This is a genomic window from Acinetobacter sp., from assembly GCF_049284435.1.
Lineage (GTDB): Bacteria > Pseudomonadota > Gammaproteobacteria > Pseudomonadales > Moraxellaceae > Acinetobacter.
On sequence record NZ_JBAPXX010000135.1, the window covers coordinates 1 to 18,546 of the forward strand.

Annotated in this window: 17 protein-coding genes, 1 other RNA gene and 1 pseudogene; 5 read left to right on the forward strand and 14 right to left on the reverse strand. The window is 42.8% G+C overall.

Annotation, left to right across the window (positions count from 1 at the left end):
* Together WAK81_RS11505 and WAK81_RS11510 are read left to right on the forward strand one after the other, a co-directional pair.
* Positions 1–630: pseudogene (locus WAK81_RS11505) on the forward strand (DNA recombination/repair protein RecA); the annotation flags it as partial.
* A 90-nt stretch (positions 631–720) separates the two neighbouring features.
* Positions 721–1,338: a regulatory protein RecX gene (locus tag WAK81_RS11510; protein WP_422196923.1), complete on the forward strand. Its 618-nt coding sequence runs from the start codon at positions 721–723 to the stop codon at positions 1,336–1,338.
* A gap of 218 nt (positions 1,339–1,556) precedes the next feature.
* On the opposite strand, the gene ffs is transcribed toward WAK81_RS11510, so the two are convergent.
* An RNA gene (gene ffs, locus WAK81_RS11515) (signal recognition particle sRNA small type) lies at positions 1,557–1,653 on the reverse strand.
* A 302-nt stretch (positions 1,654–1,955) separates the two neighbouring features.
* On the opposite strand from ffs, the gene WAK81_RS11520 reads away from it, so the two are divergent.
* Positions 1,956–2,753: a YbgF trimerization domain-containing protein gene (locus WAK81_RS11520; RefSeq protein WP_422196924.1), complete on the forward strand. Its 798-nt coding sequence runs from the start codon at positions 1,956–1,958 to the stop codon at positions 2,751–2,753.
* Positions 2,754–2,812: 59 nt separating this feature from the next.
* On the opposite strand, the gene lpxA is transcribed toward WAK81_RS11520, so the two are convergent.
* The 12 genes from lpxA to rimO form a co-directional block, all read right to left on the reverse strand.
* Entirely contained in the window at positions 2,813–3,601 is a 789-nt protein-coding gene (lpxA, locus tag WAK81_RS11525; protein ID WP_219309549.1) for an acyl-ACP--UDP-N-acetylglucosamine O-acyltransferase, read from the reverse strand.
* Positions 3,598–4,083, reverse strand: a complete 486-nt coding sequence (fabZ, locus tag WAK81_RS11530; RefSeq protein ID WP_026055766.1) for a 3-hydroxyacyl-ACP dehydratase FabZ — start codon at positions 4,081–4,083, stop codon at positions 3,598–3,600. Before fabZ ends, lpxA begins: the two co-directional genes overlap by 4 nt.
* A gap of 5 nt (positions 4,084–4,088) precedes the next feature.
* Complete coding sequence (gene lpxD / locus WAK81_RS11535; protein WP_422196925.1) at positions 4,089–5,159, reverse strand: UDP-3-O-(3-hydroxymyristoyl)glucosamine N-acyltransferase; 1,071 nt, start codon at positions 5,157–5,159, stop codon at positions 4,089–4,091.
* A 3-nt stretch (positions 5,160–5,162) separates the two neighbouring features.
* Positions 5,163–5,660, reverse strand: a complete 498-nt coding sequence (locus tag WAK81_RS11540; protein WP_422196926.1) for an OmpH family outer membrane protein — start codon at positions 5,658–5,660, stop codon at positions 5,163–5,165.
* Positions 5,661–5,740: 80 nt separating this feature from the next.
* The gene (gene bamA, locus WAK81_RS11545) at positions 5,741–8,245 is read right to left on the reverse strand and encodes an outer membrane protein assembly factor BamA (RefSeq protein WP_422196927.1); all 2,505 of its coding nucleotides are present in this window, start codon (positions 8,243–8,245) and stop codon (positions 5,741–5,743) included.
* Positions 8,246–8,284: 39 nt separating this feature from the next.
* On the reverse strand, positions 8,285–9,640 hold the full coding sequence (gene rseP, locus WAK81_RS11550; protein ID WP_422196928.1) for an RIP metalloprotease RseP: 1,356 nt from the start codon (positions 9,638–9,640) through the stop codon (positions 8,285–8,287).
* Between the two features lie 3 nt (positions 9,641–9,643).
* Positions 9,644–10,840, reverse strand: a complete 1,197-nt coding sequence (ispC, locus tag WAK81_RS11555) for a 1-deoxy-D-xylulose-5-phosphate reductoisomerase (RefSeq protein ID WP_422196929.1) — start codon at positions 10,838–10,840, stop codon at positions 9,644–9,646.
* Positions 10,841–11,665, reverse strand: coding sequence for a phosphatidate cytidylyltransferase (locus tag WAK81_RS11560; protein ID WP_422196930.1), 825 nt, complete (start codon positions 11,663–11,665; stop codon positions 10,841–10,843).
* Between the two features lie 3 nt (positions 11,666–11,668).
* Positions 11,669–12,421, reverse strand: coding sequence for a polyprenyl diphosphate synthase (gene uppS / locus WAK81_RS11565; protein WP_244783137.1), 753 nt, complete (start codon positions 12,419–12,421; stop codon positions 11,669–11,671).
* Between the two features lie 7 nt (positions 12,422–12,428).
* The gene (gene frr / locus WAK81_RS11570) at positions 12,429–12,983 is read right to left on the reverse strand and encodes a ribosome recycling factor (RefSeq protein ID WP_004279885.1); all 555 of its coding nucleotides are present in this window, start codon (positions 12,981–12,983) and stop codon (positions 12,429–12,431) included.
* Positions 12,984–13,063: 80 nt separating this feature from the next.
* Positions 13,064–13,792, reverse strand: coding sequence for a UMP kinase (pyrH, locus tag WAK81_RS11575; protein ID WP_422196931.1), 729 nt, complete (start codon positions 13,790–13,792; stop codon positions 13,064–13,066).
* A 46-nt stretch (positions 13,793–13,838) separates the two neighbouring features.
* Positions 13,839–15,182 (reverse strand): 30S ribosomal protein S12 methylthiotransferase RimO, encoded by a 1,344-nt coding sequence (gene rimO / locus WAK81_RS11580; RefSeq protein ID WP_422196932.1) that lies wholly within the window; start codon positions 15,180–15,182, stop codon positions 13,839–13,841.
* A gap of 341 nt (positions 15,183–15,523) precedes the next feature.
* Here rimO and glnL point away from each other — a divergent pair, with 341 nt between their 5' ends.
* Both glnL and glnG read left to right on the forward strand, forming a co-directional pair.
* The gene (gene glnL, locus WAK81_RS11585; protein WP_005107202.1) at positions 15,524–16,633 is read left to right on the forward strand and encodes a nitrogen regulation protein NR(II); all 1,110 of its coding nucleotides are present in this window, start codon (positions 15,524–15,526) and stop codon (positions 16,631–16,633) included.
* The gene (gene glnG / locus WAK81_RS11590) at positions 16,620–18,095 is read left to right on the forward strand and encodes a nitrogen regulation protein NR(I) (RefSeq protein ID WP_004646710.1); all 1,476 of its coding nucleotides are present in this window, start codon (positions 16,620–16,622) and stop codon (positions 18,093–18,095) included. Before glnL ends, glnG begins: the two co-directional genes overlap by 14 nt.
* 49 nt (positions 18,096–18,144) lie before the next feature.
* Here the strand turns inward: glnG and WAK81_RS11595 are convergent, their stop codons facing one another.
* Positions 18,145–18,471 carry a hypothetical protein gene (locus WAK81_RS11595; protein ID WP_004279890.1) on the reverse strand — a complete coding sequence of 109 codons (327 nt, stop codon included), beginning with the start codon at positions 18,469–18,471 and terminating at the stop codon, positions 18,145–18,147.
* Positions 18,472–18,546: the final 75 nt, after the last annotated feature.

Here is an 18,546-nt window from a genome sequence, read left to right on the forward strand (position 1 = left end):
GACATGATCGTTGTCGACTCTGTTGCTGCATTGACACCACGTGCCGAAATTGAAGGTGAAATGGGCGACTCGCATATGGGTCTGCAAGCCCGTTTGATGAGCCAGGCACTGCGTAAAATTACCGGTAATGCCAAACGCTCAAACTGTATGGTGATCTTCATTAACCAGATTCGTATGAAGATTGGTGTCATGTTCGGTAGCCCTGAAACCACAACAGGTGGTAACGCACTGAAATTCTATGCATCTGTACGTCTGGATATTCGACGTATTGGACAAGTGAAAGAAGGCGACGAGATTGTTGGTTCTGAAACCAAAGTCAAAGTCGTGAAAAACAAAATGGCTCCTCCGTTTAAAGAAGCTTTATTCCAGATTCTTTATGGCAAAGGTGTCAATCATCTAGGTGAATTGATCGACCTTGCTGTACAGCAAGAAATCGTGCAGAAAGCTGGTGCGTGGTATTCTTATCAAGGCGACAAAATTGGCCAAGGTAAAAACAACACCATCCGTTATCTGGAAGAGCATAAAGAAATGGCTCAGACGATTGAAAAACTGATTCGCGACCAGCTTCTGACTAAAGCAGTGGTTGTTGAAGAAGATAGCAAGGAAGAGCCTGACTTTTTAGATGCCTAATTGATTAGATGCACCATCTTTAAACGTCAAGACACAGCGCCCTATGGGGCGTTTTGTTATTATATAGGGAACGTAAAATCCGAGAGAATCATGTCAGACGCGAAATTCAGCAAACTGCTCGATTATGAAACTTTAAAACAGCAATTTGGTGATGCTGAAGATCAAGCTCAACCTGCAAAAACAGCGCTGCAAGACACTCTTGGATTTGATCCTGAAGAGCGTTTGTTTTCCTCTATCCCAACCCAGGATGAAAAGAAACCGGGACTGACAGGCTCACGCTTACGCTCTTATTCCTTTGCGGTACTGACGCGCAAGGAATATTCCAAAGCCGAACTGATCGAGAAATTAGCACTCTATGCAGAGCATCGTGATGAAGTCATTACCTTAGTGGAAGAACTGTCCCGTGAGAACTATCAAAGTGATCAGCGCGTGGCGGAAACCATGTTGTCGAGTCAAAAGCGTAAAGGCAAAGGTCCCAATCAAATTAAAATGAAACTCAAGAGCAAAAAGATTGATACTGCTCTGATATCAGAAGAACTCAAAGAAACCGATTGGGTGCAGCAGGCCTATGAACTTAAAGTTAAAAAATATGGGACTGAAGTCAGCAAAGACCCGAAGCTCAAAGCCAAACAGACCCGTTTCCTGATATATCGTGGTTTTGAAATGGATGCGATTATTAAGGCGATTAACCGTAAAGCAGAAGACTAAGTCTTATATTCTTTGAAAGTCTTAATGCACGTATAAGCGTATTGAATATTTATCCAATATTAGCTGCAAAATAAAATAAAGCACGACATAAGATAATGATGATTTAATCATTAAAACAATAAGATAATGCTGTTTGACGATATTGGAAAGGAATGAGATTTGAGAATAGAAAACTGTGAATTCGTATTGTTATTATAATAAGAAGAATATGGTGGCAACCCTACCAGCAAAGCTCCGGCACATCATAGTTCTATTACCGTTGCTACCTTCCGGTCCTGGCGGGGTTCATAGAGTACAATTGCGAAGTAACCAGCAGGGCTACCATTACAAAAACAGAGTATAGAGATTTTTAATCAAGTTGCAAGCCTTGTTCCGCAAAATAATCCCTCAAGCTATCCGTTTGATTATTTTAAAAACAATATTGATATTTCTGCTGATTTTTAAGTGATATTCATAATCAATCCATCAATCCATCAATACTCAGATTCACATGATCTTTGTAAAACCTTGTTGCATTTTCTAAAAATGCCGTTTTTAATGTGTGTAATGTATATGAATGATCTACTTTGAAAAGATGAGCAGCGGATCCGCATCTCACAAAGAATTATGGAAATTTTATGATGTTTAAAAAGACCGTATTGTGTGCAGTGACAGCACTCTTTACCATGCCACTATTCGCCAATATTCCGATTGAATCGCGTGGCTTGAGCCAAGCTTCTAGTCAGACCGCAGTAAATACCCCAGCGGCAATTGCGGCTGGTGCAACTCCAGCAGTTCAAACCAATACCAGCTGGCAAATCATGCAAAAGAACCAGCAACTCGAGAATGACCTGCGGATTTTGCGCGGTAAAATGGAAGAACAGGAAAATGAGATTGAACGGCTCAAGAATGAACTGACCAATCGTTATGCCGATCTCGACCAGCGTCTCGAACTATTACAGCAAAAAATTGAACCTGCTGAAGACAGTCCAACGGAGGAAAACCCACAGGATACTGCACCCAGCCTAGATGCAAATAAGGTCAATACAGCAAGCAGCGGAAAACAACCTGCTGAGCTAGAAAAGGCAGCTTATACAGTGGCCTTAGATGCTTATAAAAATGGCGGTGCAGCCAAAGCCATTGCACCCATGCAAAACTTTATTAAAAACAATCCGAATAGCGTTTATATCAGCAATGCCTATTTCTGGTTAGCGGAATTTAATCTGGCGATTGATCCACCAAAATTTGATGAAGCGAAACGTAATTATCTGATTGTCGTTGACCGCTACGCAAATTCTGCGAAAGCATCCACTGCCCTGTATCAGCTTTATAACATCAGCAAAGATGTTGAAAAGAATGCTACGCTTGCTTCTCAATATAAAACAAAGCTCTTGAAGAATTATCCGAAAGCTGAGGAAATAAAATTTCTTAAGTAGAATAAAAGCCCCAAAATAAAAAAGACACCTTCAGGTGTCTTTTTTATTTTCTTAAACTTTTAGCGCACAATGCCGCGCTTCGATTGTTCAAGAGAATCAATTAGACGCTGTACTTCAGCTACTTCCGGCAAAATTCCTGTACGGATCTGCTCAATTGCTTCCTGAGTCGTTAAACCTGATTTATAAATCAGTTTAAAGGCATCACGTAAACCGCTAATCACGGTCTTCGACCAGCCTTTACGACGCATACCTTCAATGTTCATGGCAAATGCATGCGCAGGATTACCTGAAACCATCACATAAGCCGGTACATCTTTCAGAATCAGTGATGCACCACCAATCATGCTATAAGAATCAATCTTACAGAACTGATGAATGCCCGAGTTTCCGCCAATTACGACGTAGTCTCCGACATGCACATGTCCAGCCACACCGACGTTATTGGCAAAGATATTATAATCCCCAACCATACAGTCATGTGCAATATGAGTATTGACCATGAGCAGGTTATGACTACCGATCTTGGTCAGGCTCTGGTCCTGAACCGTACCACGATGCAGACTGCAATGCTCACGAATCTTGTTGTGATCGCCAATCTCAAGCCAGGTTTCTTCACCGGCATACTTAAGATCCTGACACACCTCGCCTACACTGGCGAACTGGAAAATTTCATTATATTCACCTATACGCGTATAGCCACCCACCACCACGTGTGAATAAAGTTTGCTACCCGCACCAATAGTGACATTTGGCCCGATAATACAATATGGGCCAATTTCTACATCAGCAGCAATGACTGCTGATGGGTCAATAATGGCAGTTGGATGAATAAGGGGATTATTGCTCATGCCTGCTCGACTTTTTGATGCGAAACCATAATTTCCGCGGTTGTTGCGACGACGCCATCTACAGTGGCAATACAATTATATTTGTAAATGCCCCGCTTTTGCATCACTAATTCAGATTTTAAAACCAATTGGTCACCTGCAACCACCTGTTTTTTAAATCTAACTTTTTCCGCACCGGCAAACAGAAACAAAGAACCCTCACTTGGAACTTCGTTATTCATCACAAAACCCAGAATTCCAGAGATTTGTGCCAGCGCTTCAACAATCAGTACACCCGGCATAATTGGATAATTCGGAAAATGGCCTTGTAAAAACTCTTCATTAATTGAGACGTTTTTATAACCAACAATGCCATTATCGGTAATTTCGACGACGCGATCAACCAATAAAAATGGATAACGATGGGGCAAATATTCACGAATCTTTTGAATATTCATTGGCAATTCAGGCTTCGTGAATGTAGGCAAATTCGACTCTGTCATCATAATTATTTACGCAACTTAAATGTTGATTCAATGGACTCAATCTGAGATTGCATATGATCTAGTCGTTTGATCACCTGGGTCAATGGCACATCTGCTAATTGTCTGAGGCGAACCACAGTACGTTTCCATTTCTGGTTTTCAAACAGACCAATCCCGGATGAATATTTTCCAGCTTCAGAAATATTATTTGTCACCATTGACATTCCGGTCAACGTCACATTATCGGCAATATTCAAGTGTCCAGAAATCGCAGAGGCACCACCAACGATACAGTTTTTGCCAATCGAGGTACTTCCTGCTACCGCAGTTTTTGCAGCAATGGCTGTATGTGCACCAATTTTAACGTTATGCGCGATTTGCACAAGATTATCAATGATAACACCCTGTTGCAAAATCGTATCATCCAGCGCACCACGGTCTACGCTACAATTTGACCCAATACGCACATCATCCTCAATGCGTACAGAACCTAATTGCGCGATACGGTGCCATTTACCTTGATAAGGTGCAAAACCAAACCCTTCGCTGCCAATCACGGTATTGGCATGAATACGCACCCGATTACCAATTTTTGCTGCGCCGGTGAGAGTCACATGTGAGTCAATAAAACAGTCCTGACCGATTTCCACATCATCATCGATCTGCACATGCGCCTGAACAATCGTATTCGCACCCACGACACAATGCTCACCAATCACCACATAGTGACCAATATAAGCATCGTCCGCAATCACTGCCGACGGGTGAATTTGAGCAGTACTTTCAATGCCGCGCTGGCGATGTTTTTTCTCAAAGACATGCGTCAGAATCGCAAAAGCCAGATAGGGATTTGCCACAACAATAAAGTTTTGATGTGAAGTTATCTGTGGTTTTAGTTCAGCCGTGACAATTAAAGCACCTGCCTGACTTTGCTTGGCTTGCTCTATATATTTTTCGGCATTCACAAATGCCAAATCTTGCGCTGTTGCATGCTCAAGACTGGCCAAAGTGCTCAAACGCAAATCTGCCTGACCTATACACTCGCCTTGAACCAGGCGAGCGAGATCAGCTAACTGAAGCTGTTGATGATTCATGGATTATTTAATTGCATTAACCTTTTGAATCATTTTATCAGTTAAATCATATTTAGCATCATAAGCAAGTGCTGAATTTTTATTTAAAACCACATCCAAGTTGTTTTCTCTACGCAATTGTTCAGCAATTTGCTTTACACGTGCATCAAATACAGTCCGGATCTGCTGAATCGAGCTTTGAACATTAGTCTGTACAGATTGTTGTAACTGATTCAATTCTTGCAACTTAGCCTGATATTGCGCAGACATTTTCTGTTTTTCAGTCTCACTGAGCTTTGTATTGGATTGAGCACGCTGCTGCAAAGCTTCCAGCTCTTTGCTAAGTTGCTCAATCTTGGTGGTTTGTGGCTGAATTTTTTGCTGAAATACCGTGTTTTGTTGTTTCAGATAAGTACTACCTTCAACCACACGTTCCAAGTCAATTACCCCCATACTAGCTGCTTGAGTCAAAGGAGCAACACTTGCCAAAGCCAGGCTCATTGCCATAATCATTTTTTTCATATTATTACTCATTCAAAAAAATTTGCTCACAAAACCTGCAGGCTTTATGAGCAAAATTTAGTTTCTAGGTCAAAACAATTTTAGAAAGTACGTCCAATTTCGAACTGGATGTTTTTAGTATCATCACCATCTTTTTTATTCAACGGATAAGCATAGCTGAGTGATAATGGGCCAATCATAGTGATCCAGGTGAAACCCGCACCCACGCTATAGCGCATATTATCTGCATCGAAACCGAAGTTATCTTTACAGTACTGCTTTCCATTTACTGAAGTGCCATTAACGAAAATATTTTCATTTGATACATTACACTGAGTATCAAACACTTGCGCACCTTCAGCAAAGATAACTGGACGAACCTGACGTGCCCAATCCCCTTTGAATGGTACCGGAAGTACTAGTTCGGTACCAAATTGAACCAGTGCATTACCACCCACCTCTTCAGGAGACGGATCAGTTTGACTAATATCAGAGAAATATACACCCGGATATTTAGGCCCCAATGTACTGTTTTCATAACCACGAACTGAGCCAAAACCACCGGCATAGAAATTCTTGTAGAATGGCAGGTCATTACCATAACCCAACTTACCATAACCGCGCAGGACAAAATCTTTGCCTAATGGGAAGAATGCCTGAGCATCATAAGTGACTTTTTGATACTCGACATCACTACCTGGCAATGCAATTTCACCATTGATTCGATGTGACATACCATTTGTCGGGAACATTGGGCGGTTTAAAGTATTATATGACCAGCCTAAGTTCAGGTTATAGGTAAAAAACTCACCTTTAAATTCTTGACCATAGGTGGTTGTATTAACTGGATTACCATTTTCATCAACACAATTACCTGTCTGTGTCTCAATTTGAGCCGGGCAATATTCACCGCTTCGTGTCTCTTTACCACCATTGCGTTCTAGATAATCCGCAACATAAGTCGACACATACGGCCCTGTGGTTACATCCGTCTGATCAACATTCAGACCCAAGCTGACACTCTGGTTCTCATCAATTGGATAACCAAAGTTAATCCCACCACCAAAACTATCCGTTACATAGTTGTTGACGTTATAGTCATCATCAAGCTTGGTTTTACGGTAATACATGTTATAGCCACGACGCACACCATCAATGGTGAAGTACGGGTCCATCACGCTCAGGTTATAATAATCTTGCGTTTCAGAACGCGACAAATCGATTGAGACACTATTGCCAGTGCCCAGGAAGTTAGTCTGGCTTAAACCAGCCTGGAAAGTTACACCGCCGCTTTGTGAGAAACCAACTGCAAGAGTACTGGTGCCTGAATGCTGCTCTTCAACGGCAACATTCAAGTCCACCTGATCTGGTGCACCCGGAATACGTGCAGGTTTGATATCGACAGTTTTAAAGAAACCGGTACGCTCCAGACGAACCTTAGACAGGTCAATCTTTTCATTGCTTGCAAGTGCACCTTCCATTTGGCGCATTTCACGACGTAGTACTTCATCTGCAGTTTTAGTATTACCAGTGAAATTAATACGTCGTACCGTGACTTGCTGACCCGGATTAATATAATAATTTAGATCAACCAGTTTAGTTTCGTTGTTAATTTGAGGAACAATGTTGACTTCTGCATAGTAATAACCTGCGTTACCATACTTACGCTGTAATAACTGCTTAACCGCGTTAACTTTTTCCTGCGAATAAATTTCGCCTTCTTTGAAGATTTGTAAAGCCTGTAATTCTTCAGTCTTATAAAGCGCATCACCTAAATATTTGGTTTGACCAAATTTAAATTGCTCACCTTCATCCACAGACACTTCGATGAAAACATTCTTTTTATCTTCACTCAAGTTCAGGCTGGAATTAGTAATATTAAAGTTGATATAACCGCGATTCAGATACATGGCTCGCAAAGCTTCCAGGCTTGCCGCCATCTTTTCACGTGCATAACGGTCATTACGCGAAATAACCGAACTCCAACCGCTTTCTTTTACTGCAAAGGCCTGCTTGATATCAGATTCTTTAAATACGGTATTCCCGATAATATTAATATCGAAAACTTTGGCCGCTTTACCTTCAATAAAATCAATCAGCAATTCAACACGGTTATTTGGTCGAGGCGTCGTGGTGACCGTAATATCGGCATCATAACGACCTTGCTGCATGTATTGCTGTTCAAGTTCAGTTTCAATGGTTTGCAGCGCTGATTTTTTCAGCACTTCACCTTCAGCCAGACCCATTTTTTTCAGGCCTTCTTCAAGCGCTTCCTTAGGAATCAGCTTATTGCCTTTCAATTCGATTTTCGAAATAACCGGGCGTTCAACCACCTGGAAAACCAAGGTATTGCCCTGCTGAACGGCTTTAATGTCATCAAACAGGCCTGATGCATACATGCTACGAATTGCATTGGCAATGATTGGATCATTGACCCGATCACCACTGTTAATCGGCACTAGGCCATACACATTGTCAGGAGTTAAACGTACTAATCCATCAAATTTTATATCTTGTACAATGAATTCATCTGCTGCATATACTTGTTGTGCTACTGCCATTGCACTAACGAGTGCCAGAGGCATAAATAAATGTGTGTGCTGCATGCCAGTCTTTTCCGCTGTTAATTTATTCCATTTACGTTGTTATAAACGCATAAAATCATTAAATAATGCCAGAAGCATCATACTGCCGAGCAGTACCATACCAATTTTTAGTCCAACCAATTGTATTTGTTCGGAAACAGGTTTACCACGAATTAATTCAACAAAATAGTAAACCAGATGTCCGCCATCAAGCATTGGAATAGGCAGTAGATTTAATATTCCTAAACTTACACTCATTAGCGCCATAAAGGAAATAAAAGTTTCCCAACCCATTTCTGCGCTTTGTCCTGCCACTTTGGCAATGGTTATTGGACCTGATAAATTATCCAGGCCAATTAGGCCACGTACCATTTTGACAATCGAGTTCAGAATCATCGAAGATAAATGTGCTGTTTTATCAAATGCCATTACCAACGCTTCACCTGGCGTGTAGTGAATGGTCTGTTTATATTGTGCAGGAATGTTCAGTTTACCCGGATCACTTTGTACGCCCAGCATTCCGGTTACATTCCCCATATTGTCACGCTTACCTTGTGGCATCACTTCAAGTTGCACCACCTGGTTTTCGCGCAATACATCTATCTTGAGCAATTTTTCTGGAGATGCCTGTACCACCTGCACCACATCAAACCAGTCTTTCATCTGAACGCTATCAATCGCCAGAATCTTGTCGCCTTCTTTCAAACCTTGACGGATGGCTGCACCATCTTCACTCAGTTTGCTGATCACTGCCGGAATTTCTGGCCGATAAGGCAAGAAACCTAGGCTTTCTAGTGGCGATTGACTTTGATCTTTTAAATAGTTTTGAATCGGCAACTGGAACAGTTTATTTTCACCAGCGCGATCTGCCTGAATAGAAACTACGCCAGTTTCACCAACACGGTCCACCAAGGCATAACTGAGCTTTTCCCAGGTTTCCACCTGAGTACCATCCACAGCTACAATTTTGTCGCCCGGCTGCATTTGTACAGTTGCAGCAGGCGTATTTGGTAAAACTTTGCCCACACGAGTATTAAGTTGTTCTTGAGCTGGTAAAAATAACACCCAGAACAGGAGAACTGCAAAAATCAGGTTAATTAATGGACCTGCTGCCACGATGGCGATCCGTTTCCACGGATGCTGACGATTGAAGGCTTTGGGTAAGTCTTCTTCAGCAACATTACCTTCACGTTCATCCAGCATCTTGACATAGCCACCCAAAGGCAAGGCAGACAATTGATACTGAATTCCGGATTTTTTCGAGGTCCATTTTAATAATGTTGGTCCAAAACCAATGGAATAGACCAATACTTTAACGCCCAGTTTACGCGCCACAATATAGTGACCGAACTCGTGAATCGCAATTAAGGGACCGAGTAAGAGAATTGCAGCGGCAATCATAAACAAGGCATTCATATCTTAACTTCCTTTATTCACAACGTATTGCTGTGATAAACCTCGTGCCATTTGATCTGCTTGCAAGATAGCTTCCAGATCATGTGCAGGTTGATTGTCCATCTGATTCAGGACGTGCTCAACTACCTGAGGAATTTGGGTAAATCTGATCTGTTGATTTAAAAATGCAGCAACTGCAATTTCATTGGCCGCATTTAAAATCGTAGGTGCAATTCCACCACTCTGCATGGCCTGACGGGCCAATTTTAATGCAGGGAAACGGAGCATATCCGGTTCTTGAAAATTAAGTTGTGAATGCATAAACAGATCCAGTGGCGCCACATGCGTACTAATACGCTCAGGCCATGCCAAAGCATGTGCAATAGGCGTGCCCATATCCGGATTACCCATTTGTGCCAAAGTCGAACCATCAACGTATTGAACCATGGAGTGAATAATACTCTGTGGATGCACAACAACTGTAACAAATTGTTCTTGAACTGCAAACAAATGACAGGCCTCGATCAATTCTAAACCTTTATTCATCAAGGTAGCAGAATCGACTGAAATTTTTTGTCCCATGGACCAGTTGGGATGCTTGCAGGCTTGGGCAGGTGTGACCTCTTCAAGTTGCTGCATGCTGTTGTTCAGAAACGGCCCACCCGATGCGGTCAACAGAATCTGGGATACACCCAGCTTTGGCTTGCCATGACGCTCTGCTTCAAAATAATGCTGTGGCAGACACTGGAAAATCGCATTGTGTTCGGAGTCAACTGGAAGCAGTAATGCCCCATGATCGCGCGCTGCCTGCATCATGATGTCACCTGACATCACCAAAGCTTCTTTATTGGCCAGAAGCACTCGCTTACCCGCTTTCACTGCAGCCAATGTCGGTAACAATCCTGCAGCACCAACGATTGCCGCCATGACGATATCAACATCAACGTGTTCAGCCACAGCAATTAAACCGGCTTCATCTTGCAGAATTTCAATATCAGCCAAATGGTGTTGCTGAAGTAGTTTTGAAAGTTCATCTACTTTTTCAGCCGGCACCACCGCCACTTTAGGACGATATTGCCGGCAAATTTCGACCAGCTCATCGATACGACTTTGCGCGGTCACAGCAAAAACCGAGTATGCTTCAGGATGTCGCTGCAAGATTTTTAAAGTACTTTGACCGATGGAACCTGTAGCACCCAGTATACAAACTGCTTGTGACATTTATAAATCTACACCAATAAGTTTTAGAACAGCCATACCTGCTGCAAAGATCGGAGCTGCAGCAAGCAAAGAATCGATACGATCCAGCACCCCGCCATGTCCTGGCAAAATGCGACCTGAATCCTTAATACCGGCACGACGTTTGATCATGGATTCAAATAGGTCACCCAGTACCGAACTAAATACTGTAACCACCGATAAAATCAGGAATAAAATTAGTTCTAGCCAGGTCATATCCAGATAAAGCAAGGCAACTGCCGTTACAATCAGCATTGAAGTAACGATACCGCCGTACAGCCCTTCTACCGATTTGTTAGGACTGACATTCGGCGCCAACTTTTTCTTACCAAATTTACGACCAACAAAATACGCACCACTATCTGCGCCCCATACCAGTAAAAACAGGTACATCAGCCACCACGGTGAACTTTGCCAGACAGAGAAAATTGCAGTAACCGCAGCAGAGATCAGAACCACACCGATCCCGTGCAGGCTAGTATTGTACCAGCCATCATATTCAGGGTAGGTTTTAACCCAGTAAATACTCAACAACCAGGTAATAATAGAAGCTACCCATAACAATAAGGCAACTTCGGCAAAATACAATGCCAAAGCAGAGAGTGCCGCAGTGAGCACCCCATATCCCCAAGAAACAGGTTTGATGACATGTTTAAATTTTCGCGGCATGAGTTTAAACCACTCATAGCCGGCCACCCCAGCAGCAAGAACCATCAATACAAACATTGGATAATGTGATTCGGTAGCAAACATACAGCTCAGTACAATTGCCACCAACACCAATGCGGTTATAATCCGCTCAAACATGTATTAATTCTCAAGTTTTTCCTGACGAATCTGTTCTGATGTTTTACCAAAACGACGTTCACGCCCACCAAATACGGCAAGTGCATCATCAAGTTCTTCAACGGTAAATTCTGGCCATAGCGTCTCAGTGAAATAAAGCTCTGCATAGGCTGCCTGCCATAACAGGAAATTCGACAGACGAAAGTCTCCACCCGTACGAATCAGCAGATCAACTGCAGGTAAATCACCGAGGCTGACATATTGACCAAATACATCAGTATTAATTGCATCAAGATCTAATTTATTTGTTAAAACATCGCTGGCAATTCGCTGTGCAGCTTGTGCCATATCCCACATACCACCATAACTGATTGCAATAGTGAGTGTCATACTATTGAAATTAGCAGTCCTTTGTTCGGCATGCAACATAAGTCCCTGTAATTCTGGGGACAAACGGCTGCGATCACCGATAAAGCGTAAGGCAATATTGAATTTTTCCATGCGGGGCAATTGTTCATGAATGGTGTCAACCAGCAATTTCATGAGCAATTCGACTTCAAACTGTGGACGATTCCAGTTTTCACTGGAAAAGGCAAATACAGTTAAAGCTTGGATATTTCTTTTTTTACAGTGTTCAACAATCGGATCCAGAACCGTTTTTCCTTCACGGTGTCCATCACCTTTCTGCATCTGATTTTTTTTTGCAAAACGATTGTTGCCATCCATGATGATGGCAACATGTTTCGGAAGACGGGGATTTTCTTCAGCAACGGTCATCGATGAATTAGACCTTCATCAATTCAGCTTCTTTCGCAGCCAAGCGCTTGTCAACTTCAGCAACAAATTTGTCAGTAATCTTCTGGATTTCGTCAGCAGCACGACGCTCTTCATCTTCAGAAATTTCTTTTTCCTTCAACAAAGCCTTGATATCGCCCAATACATCACGGCGAATGTTACGGATCGCTACTTTGGCATTTTCTGCTTCATTACGCGCAACTTTTTGCATGTCACGACGCGTTTCTTCAGTCAACGCGGCCATTGGAACACGGATCGCATCTGCAGTAATCGGGTTTAGACCCAAATCAGATTCACGAATCGCTTTATCAATTGCAGAAACCATTGAACGTTCGAAAGGCTGGATTAACAAAGTACGTGAATCTTCAACACCTACGTTTGCCACCTGGTTCAATGGAACGTCTGAACCATAGTAAGAAACCATCACGTTATTTAAAATTGATGGATGCGCACGACCGGTACGAACTTTTGCAAAACCATGCTCTAGAGATTCTAGAGTTTTGTTCATACGGTCTTCGCTGTCTTTTTTAAGATCGTTAATCATATGATCTTCCTTACTTAATTCTTTAAAAGAGGTTATTACTAAATTAGCGTGTAGTATAAAGTGCTTTGGTGCTCACGTCATTAATTGGTAACGTGAGTCCCTTCTTTTTCACCCATAACAACGGAAAGCAATGCGCCAGATTTATTCATATCGAATACTTGTAGCGGCACATTGTGATCACGACATAAACAGATTGCAGTTAAGTCCATTACACCCAGCTTTTCGTCCAGAACCTGGTCAAAAGTCAATGTGTCATATTTAACCGCATCATCATATTTGCTTGGATCTTTATTATATACGCCATCAACTTTGGTCGCTTTCAAGATCAAATCTGATTCGATTTCGATACCACGTAAACAAGCTGCAGTATCTGTGGTAAAGAACGGATTACCTGTACCTGCCACGAATACACATACCTCACCCTGAGTCAGGTGACGGATCGCATCACGGCTTGAGTAAGCCTCAACCACAGCACCAATTGGCAAAGCAGACATTAAACGAGTTTTGATATTACGGCGTACCAAGGCATCGCGAAGTGCCAAACCGTTCATGACTGTTGCCAGCATACCCATCTGGTCGCCAGTTACACGACCAACCAGACCATCTTTTTGTAGCTGGCTACCGCGATACAGGTTACCACCACCCACAACAATACCTACTTGTACGCCTAAACCCACGAGGTGCGCAATAGAAAGTGACATCTGATCGAGCACTTGTGCATCGATCCCCATGTCTTTATTGCCTGCCAGCGCTTCACCAGAAAGCTTTAACAGGATGCGACCAAAGCGTGGCTTTTTAGAATCCAACATCATCAAACTCCAAAGTATTCAATTTAAATTTTTTTAATTCAAAATCTTAAGCAGACTTGACTGAAATGAGTTTTGCATACAGATCGTATTCATCTGCATCGGTAATCTCGACTTCAAGTAAATCCCCTGCCTTAATGACGCTTTTATCGATATCTTCAACAAAAACATTACCATCAATTTCAGGTGCATCTGCATAAGAACGTGCAACCGCTACCGGGAATTCATCTTCCAGGTCATCTACCAGCACAGTCATGGTCTGACCGATACGTTTTTGGAGTTTGGCTGCCGAGATTTCTTGCTGAACCTGCATGAAACGCTCATAACGCTCTTGTTTAATTTCTTCAGGAACATGATCTGGCAAGTCATTTGCTGTCGCACCTTCAACCGGTGAATAGGTAAAGCAACCGACGCGATCCAATTGAGCCTGTTTGAGCCAATCGAGTAGCATCTGGAAGTCTTCTTCGGTTTCACCTGGGAAGCCCACCACAAATGTTGAACGGAGTACCAGATCAGGACATTTCTCACGCCAGATTTTCAAACGCTCCAGTGTATTTTCACTGTGCGCAGGACGTTTCATCAGCTTGAGGATTTTTGGACTTGCGTGCTGGAATGGAATATCCAGATAAGGCAGGATTTTGCCTTGTGCCATCAGGTCAATTACAGCATCCACATGCGGATACGGATAAACATAATGCAAACGCACCCAGATTCCCAATTGACCAAGTGCTTCACACATGTCATAGAATTTGGTTTTAACCGGCTGGCCATTCCAGAAATCCAGCTTGTATTTCGTGTCCAGGCCATAAGCAGAAGTATCCTGGGAGATGACGAGTACTTCTTTTACACCGGCACGTTTCAGTGCTGCAGCTTCTTCAAGCACAGAACCGACTGGACGTGAAACCAAATCGCCACGCATGCTTGGAATAATACAGAAAGTACAACGATGGTTGCAGCCTTCAGATATTTTTAAATAAGCATAGTGTTTTGGCGTCAGGCGGATGCCTTGCTCTGGAACCAGATCAATAAATGGATTGTGTTTTGGCGGCTCAGGCACGTATTGATGAACCGCATCCATAACTTCTTTATATGCCGCTGCACCTGTCACTTTCAGGACATTGGGATGCATTTGGCGAATCTTGTCTTCGTCTTTACCTAGACAACCTGTTACGATCACGCGACCATTCGCGCTCATCGCCTCACCAATCGCATCTAGCGATTCTTGCACTGCAGATTCAATGAAACCACAGGTATTTACTACAACTAAATCAGCACCGTCATAATCCGAAGCGACGTCATAACCTTCAGTCTTTAACTGGGTTAAAATACGTTCAGAATCTACCAATGCCTTAGGACAACCTAAAGATACAAAACCGACTTTGGGGGACTTCATGAATTTTCGCTCTACTAGAATGCGCGTATTGTATGTCTTTTCGCATCATAAAAATAGTTGAAAACCTGACTCTTTGCATCATGCACTAAAATATTGCCATAAAATATTCAACATACTCACCAATGCACCAGAATGAATCATTTTAGATTTACAGCCTCAATTTAATCCGCTATATCTAAGATGAATTGTGTTGCTCTGTCACATTTCTGCATTTCATCGCAATAAATAATCTCTATTCATAAAAGTTGGCGTGCATCTTGCATCAAATCAGAACTTAAAATTGATTAAATTGCTTTATGAAGATGCCATTGCGCCATTTTAATACAGGAACAAACCCGCGAATGGATCAAATTATTCCGATCGACTATCGTGCTTTAGTGGACAATATGACCACGTGTATCTTATTGATAGACCGCGATCTAAATATTTATTATCTGAATTCTGCCTGTGAAGCCTTATTTGATGTGAGCTTATTCCGCGCGAGCGGCACATCCGTACTCAATATTCTGCAAAACCCGACAGATGAGTTTAATACCGAAGAAGCCCTGAATAATACCTTAACTACGGGACAACCTTATACACGCCGCGAAGCCACTATTCTGGTTAACTTTAAAGACATTCATGTCGACTACACCGTTTCTCAGTTAAACCTTGGCAAACCTTATCATCCACTGCTGCTCATCGAACTCAATCCTCGCGATCGCATGTTAAAAATTTCACGCGAAGAAAATCTGCTGCAACAGCACCAGGTAGCGCGTCAGTTGATTCGCGGTGTTGCGCATGAAATCAAAAATCCACTCGGTGGCATTCGCGGCGCGACTCAACTCCTGGCACGCAGTTTGAATGATCCACAATACAAAGAATTTACCGACATTATTATTAGTGAAGTCGATCGACTGAGAAATCTGGCCGATACCATGCTTGGCTCACGCCAGCTTCCGAGCTATGAACTGGTCAATGTGCATGAACCCCTAGAACGAGTGCGTTCACTGATTGCCAATCAGACCAAAAAGAAAATCAAGATTACCCGGGATTACGACCTGTCCTTACCGGAAGTTCTGGCAGACCGCGACCAATTGATTCAGGTCATTTTGAATATTTGCGCCAATGCCGTACAGGCCATGACCGAAAACAAGGAATTTTTTGTCGAACATCAACCGGAACTGATTTTAAGAACCCGGATTCAGCGTCTTTTTACCATTAATGGAGTCATCCACCGCTCTGTGGTACGGATTGATATTGAAGATAACGGCCCAGGTGTTCCGGAAGAGATTATCGAATCGGTGTTTTATCCGCTGGTCACCAGCCGTGCCAAAGGGACCGGACTGGGCCTCAGTATTGCTCAAAATATTATTCATCAGCACAACGGCATGATCGAGTGTCAGTCCGTGGCTGGAAAAACCGTCTTTAGCTTATATTTACCTTGGGAGTCGAATCATGTCGCGAAATAAAATATGGGTGATTGATGACGATCGTGCCATGCGCTGGGTACTGGAAAAGACCTTTAAAGAAGAAGGCCTGGACGTTACCAGTTTTGAAGAAGCACAATCTGCACTGGATCAATTGAGTCTGGAAGCACCTGATGTGATTCTGACTGATATCCGCATGCCGGGTATTGATGGACTTACCTTCCTGGGCAAGGTCAAACACAATTATCCTGACTTGCCTGTGATTATTATGACGGCGCATTCAGACTTAGAGTCGGCTGTATCCAGTTATCAAACCGGTGCTTTTGAATATTTACCTAAGCCTTTTGATATTGATGAAGCACTGGCACTGGTGAATCGTGCGATTTTACATATCACCAAGCTACAGCAACAAGAATCGGCAAAAGCGGCTCCACCAATTCAATCTACAGAGATTATTGGTGAATCACCTGCAATGCAGGAAGTGTTTCGTGCCATTGGCCGTTTATCACAATCACATATTACCGTGTTGATTAATGGTGAGTCTGGTACAGGCAAGGAACTGGTTGCACATGCCCTGCATCGTCATTCACCACGCAGTTCAAAACCTTTTATTGCGCTGAATATGGCGGCGATTCCAAAAGACCTGATCGAAACTGAACTCTTCGGCCATGAGAAAGGTGCATTTACCGGTGCCAACACTCAGCGTCAAGGCCGTTTTGAACAGGCTAATGGCGGCACGCTATTTTTAGATGAAATTGGCGATATGCCATTTGAGACCCAAACCCGTTTACTGCGCGTACTGGCCGATGGTGAATTTTACCGAGTTGGCGGTCATATTCCGGTTAAGGTCGATGTGCGTATCGTGGCTGCGACACATCAGGATCTGGAAAAACTGGTCCATGATGGTCGCTTCCGTGAAGACTTGTATCACCGCCTGAATGTGATTCGTATTCATATTCCAAAACTGGCACATCGCAGTGAAGATATTCCAATGCTGGCACAGCATTTTCTGGCACGTGCCGGGAAGGAACTTGGGGTCAATCCAAAGATTCTGCGTCCTGAAACCCAGGAATATATGCAGAAATTGCCGTGGCAAGGTAATGTGCGTCAACTTGAGAATACCTGCCGCTGGTTGACTGTCATGATCACAGGTCGTGAAGTCTATCCTGAAGACTTGCCACCTGAGCTGAAACAGATTCCAATTCATCAGCAGGATCCGGGCGCGCCAATTCCAACGCTGAACCAGATCGCACCGCATCACTGGGATGAATTACTGGGTCAATGGGCGATGCAAAAACTCAAAAATGGTGAAATGAAACTTCTGGATGTTGCAACTCCGATGTTTGAACGCACCTTGATTAATGCAGCCTTGCAACAAACCCGTGGCCGTAAACGTCATGCCGCAGAACTTCTAGGTTGGGGTCGCAATACTTTAACGCGCAAGCTTAAAGAATTGGGCATGGATACTACTGACGATGAAATCGAAGAAGAAATAGAAAGTTAATCTTTCCATATAAAAAAGCGCCGATTGGCGCTTTTTTATTAATGATGATTTATGCAGTAAAACCCACATAGCGGAAATACCCATCTATGCCCAGATCAGACTTATATATCAGATAATTTGAATAAGTCGCTTGGGTGATTTCATCCAGCATATTCACCTGATCATCATTGGCATGCAGGTCATCTACAGAACGTGGCATGCTGTGCTCGAATTCATCGGTCATATATTCAAAGCCGATATCCATGGCAATAAACAGGGTATGTTCACAAGGTTGCACATATTGCTCTTCTGCCCAATCAATCACGTTGTGCTGACAATGTGGACAGGCAATATTATCAGTGGCCTGAATCGAGAGTGGAATAAGTTGATAAGCCATATAAAAATCAATCTGTTTACTATTCGTATATTTTAGCAAATTTTATGGACTGACTTTATTCAATTAAAAGTCTCG

Excerpts from the sequence above, each read along its gene's own strand:
- rimO (WP_422196932.1), bottom strand. The coding sequence starts at position 15,182 with ATGAAGTCCCCCAAAGTCGGTTTTGTATCTTTAGGTTGTCCTAAGGCA.
- uppS (WP_244783137.1), bottom strand. The coding sequence starts at position 12,421 with ATGACCGTTGCTGAAGAAAATCCCCGTCTTCCGAAACATGTTGCCATC.
- pyrH (WP_422196931.1), bottom strand. The coding sequence starts at position 13,792 with ATGTTGGATTCTAAAAAGCCACGCTTTGGTCGCATCCTGTTAAAGCTT.
- frr (WP_004279885.1), bottom strand. The coding sequence starts at position 12,983 with ATGATTAACGATCTTAAAAAAGACAGCGAAGACCGTATGAACAAAACT.
- glnL (WP_005107202.1), top strand. The coding sequence starts at position 15,524 with ATGGATCAAATTATTCCGATCGACTATCGTGCTTTAGTGGACAATATG.
- ispC (WP_422196929.1), bottom strand. The coding sequence starts at position 10,840 with ATGTCACAAGCAGTTTGTATACTGGGTGCTACAGGTTCCATCGGTCAA.
- WAK81_RS11540 (WP_422196926.1), bottom strand. The coding sequence starts at position 5,660 with ATGAAAAAAATGATTATGGCAATGAGCCTGGCTTTGGCAAGTGTTGCT.
- WAK81_RS11595 (WP_004279890.1), bottom strand. The coding sequence starts at position 18,471 with ATGGCTTATCAACTTATTCCACTCTCGATTCAGGCCACTGATAATATT.
- WAK81_RS11510 (WP_422196923.1), top strand. The coding sequence starts at position 721 with ATGTCAGACGCGAAATTCAGCAAACTGCTCGATTATGAAACTTTAAAA.
- fabZ (WP_026055766.1), bottom strand. The coding sequence starts at position 4,083 with ATGACAGAGTCGAATTTGCCTACATTCACGAAGCCTGAATTGCCAATG.
- WAK81_RS11520 (WP_422196924.1), top strand. The coding sequence starts at position 1,956 with ATGATGTTTAAAAAGACCGTATTGTGTGCAGTGACAGCACTCTTTACC.
- WAK81_RS11560 (WP_422196930.1), bottom strand. The coding sequence starts at position 11,665 with ATGTTTGAGCGGATTATAACCGCATTGGTGTTGGTGGCAATTGTACTG.
- rseP (WP_422196928.1), bottom strand. The coding sequence starts at position 9,640 with ATGAATGCCTTGTTTATGATTGCCGCTGCAATTCTCTTACTCGGTCCC.
- lpxD (WP_422196925.1), bottom strand. The coding sequence starts at position 5,159 with ATGAATCATCAACAGCTTCAGTTAGCTGATCTCGCTCGCCTGGTTCAA.
- lpxA (WP_219309549.1), bottom strand. The coding sequence starts at position 3,601 with ATGAGCAATAATCCCCTTATTCATCCAACTGCCATTATTGACCCATCA.
- bamA (WP_422196927.1), bottom strand. The coding sequence starts at position 8,245 with ATGCAGCACACACATTTATTTATGCCTCTGGCACTCGTTAGTGCAATG.
- glnG (WP_004646710.1), top strand. The coding sequence starts at position 16,620 with ATGTCGCGAAATAAAATATGGGTGATTGATGACGATCGTGCCATGCGC.